Genomic DNA, 7,870 nt, shown 5'->3' with positions numbered 1-7,870 from the left:
GCTCGCTCCCTGACGGTCAGCTGTGCCCGCAGCGGCAACCTTGACAGAAGGAGATCGGTAGCCCGGCAGCATCCCGTCCAGTTGGAAGTCGCGGTCGCTTCTGGACAGCGGCCCCTGGAGGGATGTGAGCGAGGGCTGGTGTCTCGGGCCGGACGGCGGGGGGTGCTGTACCCTTTGCCGTTTATCGTCGGGAAGGACGACACCAAACTCGGATGTCTCGACGAAGTCATCCTGCGCCCCGAACCGAAGGCAGGCAGGGCCCATCAACAGCTGCCGCGCTTGAGGCGAAACCTCTCCCAGTGACAAGGTCGCCTGCCCCCACTCATGGGTCGGGGACGTGAGACTTGGGCGGACCAAAGCGGAATACTCTTGGGGCGCAAGCAGCTTGGCCGAAAGCGAGGCGCTCGGGAGAAGGACCGGGGGAAGCACAGCCGCGCCGGCCCCAGAGAGCGGCGTCGGATTACTTCCGTCCGTTCCTCGGACCAGTATCCGGCGTGCCGTGAATGGGGAGGGAGACACATTCAGGACGTGTTCCGGGCTCGGTACCAAGGCTGGCGCGGGTGCTGGAGTCCCTCCGCCAGCTCCGCTATTTGCTGATCCACCTAATGGTACTGGTCCCGAACCTCGCGCCGCCGGCGAAGCCGTGTGCGTGCCCGGCGCGGGCACCTTTGTGGGACGAGGTGATGACGCAAAAGCCGCAGCTTTACTGGGCGACCCGCCTGTCTGGTCGGGTGGTGGTGCCACCCCTGTTGCATTGTGAGCGTCAGGCGCTCCCGGCGTAGCATGAACGACGTTTGTCGCTATGTGTGAACCCGCTACTATTCCTTGCATGGCCCCTCCCTCTCATCTGTGTGGTGTCGGAACGCGACGGCAGGCACGCGGCCGCCGATCGTGGGCCATGGGTAACGAGGCTTGGGGGGGTGTCGCGCACCAAACTGGCCCGCGTCAAGGCGGCGCAAGCCCTTGGGGGCGGAAAACGGAATTAGTTGGCGGGTGCCTGCGACTCGGCACCCGCAGCGCTGGGTGACCTAGCCCAGCCGCAAGGCCTGCACCCGGTCGTGCAGGTCAGCCGCCCAGGCCCGGCGGTCGCGGCCACTGCAGCGCTCTGGCGCGCCAAAGCGCACCACGGCGACCAGGGGCGGGCCGCCAAGCGTGCGCCAGACCGAGCCCACCAGGGTGTCCTCCTCTTCATAGCAGGGGGTGAAGCAGGGCTGGCGATTGGCGGCGTCCAGAAAACTAAGGGCAATCGGCTGCACCGGCGCGTCGGCGGAGACCGCCGCCTGCAGCAGGTTGGCATGGAAGGGCAGGAGCTCACGGCCGTCACCCGTGGTGCCCTCCGGGAACACCGCCACCACCTCGCCGGCGCGCAGGCTCTCGGCCATTTTGTGCACCACCCGCATCGCGTCGCGGCGCGAGGCCCGCTCGATGTAGAGCGTGCCAGCACCGGTGGCCAGGCGGCCGATGACCGGCCAGTGGTGTACCTCGGCCTTGGAGACGAAGCGGCAAAAGCGCGCCGCATGCAGCACCAGGATGTCGAGCCAGGAGATATGGTTGGCCGCCAGCAGCACCGGGCCGGCCTCGGCCGGCAGGCCCTGCACCTCAAGCGTGATGCCCATGGCGCGCAGCATGCCGCGGGCCCAGTCGCTCACCTCCTGCTCGCGCTGCAGCGGCGTGAGGCGCGGAAAGAGAAAGACGATGGTCCACCAACCCGAGGCCACCTGCGCCAACACGCGCAGGGTGCGCCAAAGCGCGCGGGGCAGGCGTAGCAGGTTCATGCGGCCCCCGCCTTCTTGAGGTCAGCCGGCTGTGCGCAGGCCGGGCAATACCAAACGCCCATTCGCGTCAGGCCGCTTCGTAGGCGAGTTGCCCACCGACGAGGGTGTAGCGCACCCGGGCGGGCAGTTCGTAGCCGGAGAAGGGCGTGTGCTTGCCCTGGCTGCGCAGGCCGGCGGCCTCGGCCTGCCAGTGGGCCTGCGGGTCGAAGACCACGATGTCGGCCACGCCGCCCTCGGCAAGCTGACCGCAGCTGGCCTGCAAGGTGCCCAGGGCCGAGCCCAGCACACGGGCCGGCTCGCTGGTCACCACGGCCAGGGCGCGGGCCAGGCCCACAGCGCTTTGCTCGCCCCATTGCAAGGCCAGCGAGAGCAGTAGCTCCAGACCCGTGGCACCCGGCTCGGCCTCAGCAAAGGGCAGCGTCTTGGCGTCGGCGGCGACCGGGTTGTGGTCAGACACCAGCGCGTCGAGGGTGCCGTCGGCCAGGGCCTGGCGCAGCGCGTCGCGGTCACGCTGCTGGCGCAGCGGCGGCGACAGGCGCAGGCGGGCGTCGAAGTAGCCGATGTCGGTGTCGGTCAGGTGCAGGGAGTTGATGCTCACGTCGCAGGTGACGGGCAGGCCAGCCGACTTGGCCTCGCGCACCAGTTGCACGCCGGCAGCGCTGGACAGGCGGCACAGGTGCACCCGCGCGCCGGTGGACTTCATCAGCTCGAAGATGGTGAACAGGGCAATGGTCTCAGCCGCCACCGGCACACCGGCGAGGCCAAGCCGGGTGGCCAGCGGACCACTGGCGGCGACGCCGCGGCCCAGGTGCATGTCTTGCGGACGCAGCCAGACGGTGTAGCCGAAGGTGGCGGCGTACTGCAGGGCGCGCTGCAGCACCTGGGTGTTGCCCAGGGCGACGTCGGCGTGGCTGAAGCCGACGCAGCCGGCCTCGGTAAGCTCGGCCATCTCGGTCAGCACCTCACCCTGCAGGTTGCGGGTGAGCGCGCCGAGCGGAAACACACGGGCGCCGTGCAGCTTTTCGGCCCGCATGCGCAGCATTTCGACCAGGCCGGGCTCGTCGAGCACCGGGTCCGTGTCGGGCGGGCACACCAGGCTGGTCACGCCGCCGGCAGCGGCCGCGGCCATTTCGCTTTCGAGCATGCCTTCGTGCTCGTGGCCGGGCTCGCCCAGACGGGCGGCGAGGTCAACCAGCCCGGGGGCAACGATGCAGCCGCGGGCGTCGAGTGTTTTGTTGGGGGCAAAGCCCTCGGGCGCGCCACGCAGCGAGACGATGCGGCCAGCAGCAACTGCCACATCGACCACGGTGTCGAGGCCGCTGGCGGGGTTGATGACGCGGCCGTTCTTGATCAGGATCTTCATCTGTCGGGTCCCTCGTCCTGTTGTTATGCCTCGTTGCCCGCGACGATGCTCATGACGGCCATGCGCACCGCGATGCCGAAGGTGACCTGCGGCAGGATCACGCTTTGCGCGCCGTCGACCACGGCGGAATCAATCTCGACCCCGCGGTTGATCGGGCCAGGGTGCATGACGATGGCGTCGGGCTTGGCCAGCTGCAACTTTTGCGGGGTGAGGCCGAAGCTCTTGAAGTACTCCTGCGAAGAAGGCAGCAGCGCGCCCGACATGCGCTCGTTTTGCAAGCGCAGCATGATGACCACGTCGCAGCCGCGAATGCCCTCCTCGAGGTCGTGAAAGACGCGCACGCCCATCTCGCGCATGTCGGCAGGCACCAAAGTCCGGGGGCCCACCACCCGGACCTCGGGGCAGCCCAAGGTGGTGAGCGCGTGGATGTCCGAACGCGCCACCCGCGAATGCAGCACGTCGCCCACGACGGCGACGGTGAGTTGGGTGAAGTCTTTTTTGTAGTGCCGGATGGTGTACATGTCCAGCAGGCCCTGGGTCGGGTGGGCGTGCCGGCCGTCACCGGCGTTGACCACATGCACATGCGGCGCCACATGCTGGGCGATGAGGTAGGGCGCGCCCGATTCGCCGTGACGCACCACAAAGATGTCAGCCGCCATCGCCGAGAGGTTGGCGATGGTGTCCAGGAGCGACTCGCCCTTGGCCGCCGAGGAGCGGGCGATGTCCAGGTTGATCACGTCGGCCGACAGACGCTTGGCGGCGATTTCGAAGGTGGTGCGGGTGCGGGTGCTGTTTTCGAAGAACAGGTTGAACACGCTCTTGCCGCGCAGCAGCGGCACCTTCTTGACCTCGCGGTCGTTCACGCTCACAAAGCTCGACGCGGTGTCGAGGATGTGGGTGAGGATGTCACGCGAGAGGCCCTCGGTCGACAGCAGGTGAATCAGCTCACCGTTCTTATTGAGTTGCGGGTTGCGCTTGGACAGCATGGATCAGGCCCCCTCCACCTGGAAGCTGAAGGCGCCGCTGGCGTCACGCGCCAGGGCCAGCGATTGGTCGGCCGACAGGGCAATGCGGGCGGCGGCGATGTCGGCAGCCACAGGCAGCTCGCGGCCGCCGCGGTCGACCAGCACCGCCAGCCGCACGCGGGCCGGCCGGCCATAGTCGAACAGTTCATTGAGCACGGCGCGGATCGTTCGGCCGGTGTAGAGCACGTCGTCGAGCAGTAGGATGTCAGCGCCCTCTACCTCGAAGGGCAGCAGGGTTTGGGCGCCGCCGCTGGCCAGACCCCGGCGCGCGAAGTCGTCGCGGTGCATCACCGAAGAAATCACGCCGGGTTTGCCGGCAAGCGCCAGGTCCTGGTGCATGCGCTCGGCCAGCCAGGCACCGCCTGAGGTCACGCCCACCAGCCGGGCCCCTGCGGCCACCAGCGGCTGCACCGAAGCGCGCAATTCGGCGTAGAGCGCCTCGGCATCGAGCACCAGGGCGCCGCTCTTGGCCATGTTCATTTGAGACTCCTCAGAAACTGCTCCAGGATGATGCAGGCCGCAGCCGCATCGGCGTCCCGCGCGCCCCCAGCCAGGGCCTCGGTGGTGCTGTATCGCTCGTCGACTTCGAAGATCGGCAGGCGGCAGCGCTCGGCGAGTTGGCGGCCGAACTTGCGGGCCCGCGCCGTATTTTCGTGGGGGGCGCCGTCGGGATGAAAAGGCACGCCCACCACCAGGCCGTCGGGCTGCCACTCGCGCACCCGGGCCTCGGCCTGCGCCAGGCGATCGTCCTTGGCCTCGGCAACGATGGTGCGCAGCGGCGTGGCCGTGCCCAGCACCCGGTTGCCGGCGGCGACCCCGGTGCGGCGGGCGCCGAAGTCGAAGGAGAGAAAAGACTGGAGCGAGGCGGGAACGTCGGGGCTGGGGCTTGGGCTAGCAATGGCAGGCATGGCGGGCATGGCGGCCAGGGAGTCGCTCACGCGTGGCCCGCCTCGGAAGACAGCATCCAGGCCTGCAGGCCCAGCAGCGAGAGCGCCTTGTCGTAGCGCTGCTCCACCGGGGTGTCGAAGATGACCGCCTGGTCGGCGCCGACGGTGAGCCAGCTGTTCTCGGCGATTTCCGATTCGAGCTGGCCCTCGCCCCAGCTGGCGTAGCCCAGGGAGATGAACACCTTGCGCGGGCCGGCGCCGGAGGACAGGGCCTCGAGCACGTCCTTGGAGGTGGTCATCTCCAGACCGCCGGGGATGGTCATGGTGGATGCATAGACGCTGTCCGCGGGCCGGTCTTCGGCGGCGAACACCGGCTCGTGCAGCACGAAGCCGCGCTCGGTGGCCACCGGACCGCCCTGGAAAACGGGCGTCTCGACCAGGTCGGCCCGCTGCAGGGGGAGCTCGACCTTCTCGAACAGTTGTTTGAGGCGGATGTCGCTGGGCTTGTTGATCATGAGGCCCAGGGCGCCTCGGGAGCTGTGCTCACAGAGGTAGACCACGCTGCGGGCGAAGGAGGGGTCTTGCAGCCCGGGCATCGCGATCAGGAAGTGATGCGTGAGGTTGATCGAGGCGGCATCAGCGGACATGCCCCCGATTTTACGCAGGCGGGCCCTGTCGGGCACCACGGAGGGCCATCGGTCGCGCGCGCAGGCAGGACCGGGCCGCTCGAAATGGGGTGGCTGAATGCCCCCAGCCGCCCCCCATGCCCGGGCTTGGCCGATACTCCCGCCCATGACCCCGCCCCCTCCGCAGGACAAGCAATACGCCGCTGGCCTCATGTGGTTCCGCCGCGACCTGCGGGCGGAGGACAACGCCGCCCTCTACCACGCCCTGCGCGCCTGCCGCCGGGTGCATGCGGTCTTCGTCTTCGACCGCGCCATCCTGGACGCCCTGCCCCGGCAGGACCGGCGGGTGGAGTTCATCCGCGAGTCGCTGGTCCAATTGGACGAGGCCTTGCACGCCCTGCGGCTGGAGGCTGGCGCAGGTTCGGATGGTGAGGAAGACAGGGACGGCCCTGACCCCGGCGCCCTGATCGTGCGCCATGCGCTGGCGACCGAGGACGTCCCGCAGCTGGCCCAGGCCCTGGGCGTGCAGGCGGTGTTTGCCAACCACGACTACGAGCCCCAGGCCATTGCGCGCGACGCCGTGGTCCGCGGGGCCCTGGCCGAGCGCGGCATCGCCCTGCACACCACCAAGGACCAGTGCGTGTTTGAGCGCGAGGAAGTGCTCACCCAGGCGGGCCGGCCCTACGCGGTGTTCACCCCCTACAAAAACGCCTGGCTGGCCAAGCTGCGGGCCGCCGGGGATGGCTACTACCTGCGCGCCTACCCGGTCGCCCGCCACGCGGCGGCGCTGGCGCCCCGGCCCGCGGCTTGGCGCCAGCCGGTGCCCGCGCTGCAGGACATGGGTTTCGAAAAGACCAATTTGTCCAGCCTGCCCCTGCCGGTGGGCCTGCGCGGCGCGCACCAGCTGTTCGAGGCTTTTTTGCCCCACCTGCCCCACTACCAGGAGGCGCGCGACTTTCCGGCCCGGCGCGGCCCCAGCTACCTGAGCGTGCACCTGCGCTTTGGCACGATCTCGGTGCGCACGCTGGCGCGGGAGGCCCAGGCGCGGGCAGCGCAGGGAGACGCTGGCGCGCAGACCTGGCTCAATGAGCTGGTGTGGCGCGACTTCTACTTCCAGGTGCTGGCCAACTTCCCCCATGTGGTGGACGGCGAGGGCAACAGCCACAGCTTCCGGCCCGAGTACGACCAGATCCGCTGGGAGCATGGCAAGCCCGCCCAGGCGCTGTTCGAGGCCTGGTGCCAGGGCCGCACCGGCTACCCGCTGGTGGACGCGGCGATGCTGCAGATCAATCAGACCGGCTACATGCACAACCGGCTGCGCATGGTGGTGGCCAGCTTCCTCACCAAGGACCTGGGCCTGGACTGGCGCTGGGGCGAGCGCTATTTCGCGCTGCACCTGAACGACTTCGACCTGTCGGCCAACAACGGCGGCTGGCAGTGGGCGAGCTCGTCGGGCTGCGACGCCCAGCCCTATTTCCGCATCTTCAATCCGGTGAGCCAAAGCCGAAAGTTCGACCCGGAGGGCAAGTTCATCTTGCGCTACCTGCCGCAGCTGGCGGGCCTGTCACCGGTGGCGCTGCACGCGCCCTGGGAGGCCTCGCCGCTGGAGCTGGCCGCCGCCGGCGTGACCTTGGGGAAGGACTACCCGCTGCCGGTGGTCGCGCACGACGAAGCGCGGCAAAAAACCCTGCAGCGCTATGGGGTGGTGAAAAAGCCGGGTGTGGCGACCTGAGGCCAGGCCTCGGGCGCAGCCACGCCGTGGCTTGCACGTCGAAAGCACCCGCAAGTACCCGCAAGTACCCGCAAGCATCGACCCGGACTGATCAAGCCACCGTGGGTTGCGCGGGCGAACCCGCCTCCCCTGCGGGATCGCCCCCTGCCGGGTCGCCCCCGGTCGGCCCGCCGCAGTAGCGGCGCACCAGGTCCATCAGTTCGTCTTCCGAATAGGGCTTGCCCAGGTAGTGGTCAACGCCCAGCGACTGCGCGTGCTCGCGGTGCTTGGGCGCGGTGCGGGAGGTGATGAAGACCAGGGGCAGGCCGGACCAGCGTGGGTCGCCGCGCAGGTGACGCGCCAGCTCGAAGCCGTCCATGCGCGGCATTTCGATGTCGGACAGCACCAGATCGGGCGCCTCCTGGGCCAGGCGTTCGAGTGCCTGCAGTCCGTCGGCGGCAAGCGCCACCCGATAGCCCTCCC

At 69.1% G+C, this 7,870-nt stretch carries 8 protein-coding genes; 1 reads left to right on the top strand and 7 read right to left on the bottom strand.

The window, feature by feature from the left end; genetic code table 11:
- Positions 1 to 1,028: 1,028 nt before the first annotated feature.
- The 6 genes from QE494_RS13280 to QE494_RS13255 all read right to left on the bottom strand — a co-directional run bounded on the left by QE494_RS13280 (position 1,029) and on the right by QE494_RS13255 (position 5,697).
- The gene (locus QE494_RS13280; RefSeq protein ID WP_300043961.1) at positions 1,029 to 1,769 is read right to left on the bottom strand and encodes a 1-acyl-sn-glycerol-3-phosphate acyltransferase; all 741 of its coding nucleotides are present in this window, start codon (positions 1,767 to 1,769) and stop codon (positions 1,029 to 1,031) included.
- 73 nt (positions 1,770 to 1,842) lie between these two features.
- The gene (locus QE494_RS13275) at positions 1,843 to 3,138 is read right to left on the bottom strand and encodes a dihydroorotase (protein WP_300043957.1); all 1,296 of its coding nucleotides are present in this window, start codon (positions 3,136 to 3,138) and stop codon (positions 1,843 to 1,845) included.
- A gap of 23 nt (positions 3,139 to 3,161) precedes the next feature.
- Complete coding sequence (locus tag QE494_RS13270; protein WP_300043955.1) at positions 3,162 to 4,124, bottom strand: aspartate carbamoyltransferase catalytic subunit; 963 nt, start codon at positions 4,122 to 4,124, stop codon at positions 3,162 to 3,164.
- A 3-nt stretch (positions 4,125 to 4,127) separates the two neighbouring features.
- Positions 4,128 to 4,643, bottom strand: a complete 516-nt coding sequence (pyrR, locus tag QE494_RS13265) for a bifunctional pyr operon transcriptional regulator/uracil phosphoribosyltransferase PyrR (protein ID WP_300043953.1) — start codon at positions 4,641 to 4,643, stop codon at positions 4,128 to 4,130.
- The gene (gene ruvX / locus QE494_RS13260) at positions 4,640 to 5,080 is read right to left on the bottom strand and encodes a Holliday junction resolvase RuvX (protein WP_300043959.1); all 441 of its coding nucleotides are present in this window, start codon (positions 5,078 to 5,080) and stop codon (positions 4,640 to 4,642) included. The genes pyrR and ruvX overlap by 4 nt, the downstream gene beginning before the upstream one ends.
- A gap of 17 nt (positions 5,081 to 5,097) precedes the next feature.
- Positions 5,098 to 5,697: a YqgE/AlgH family protein gene (locus QE494_RS13255; protein WP_300043951.1), complete on the bottom strand. Its 600-nt coding sequence runs from the start codon at positions 5,695 to 5,697 to the stop codon at positions 5,098 to 5,100.
- Positions 5,698 to 5,842: 145 nt separating this feature from the next.
- Here QE494_RS13255 and QE494_RS13250 point away from each other — a divergent pair, with 145 nt between their 5' ends.
- A complete protein-coding gene (locus QE494_RS13250) occupies positions 5,843 to 7,408 on the top strand; it encodes a deoxyribodipyrimidine photo-lyase (RefSeq protein ID WP_300043949.1) in 1,566 nt (521 codons plus the stop codon).
- 91 nt (positions 7,409 to 7,499) lie between these two features.
- On the opposite strand, the gene QE494_RS13245 is transcribed toward QE494_RS13250, so the two are convergent.
- On the bottom strand, positions 7,500 to 7,870 hold a 371-nt coding region (locus tag QE494_RS13245; RefSeq protein WP_300043947.1), incomplete at its 5' end, for a response regulator.

The organism is Ramlibacter sp. (assembly GCF_029866045.1).
Lineage (GTDB): Bacteria > Pseudomonadota > Gammaproteobacteria > Burkholderiales > Burkholderiaceae_C > Ramlibacter.
Note: the sequence above shows the minus strand (reverse complement) of the source record. Positions and strands in the feature narration are given on the sequence as shown.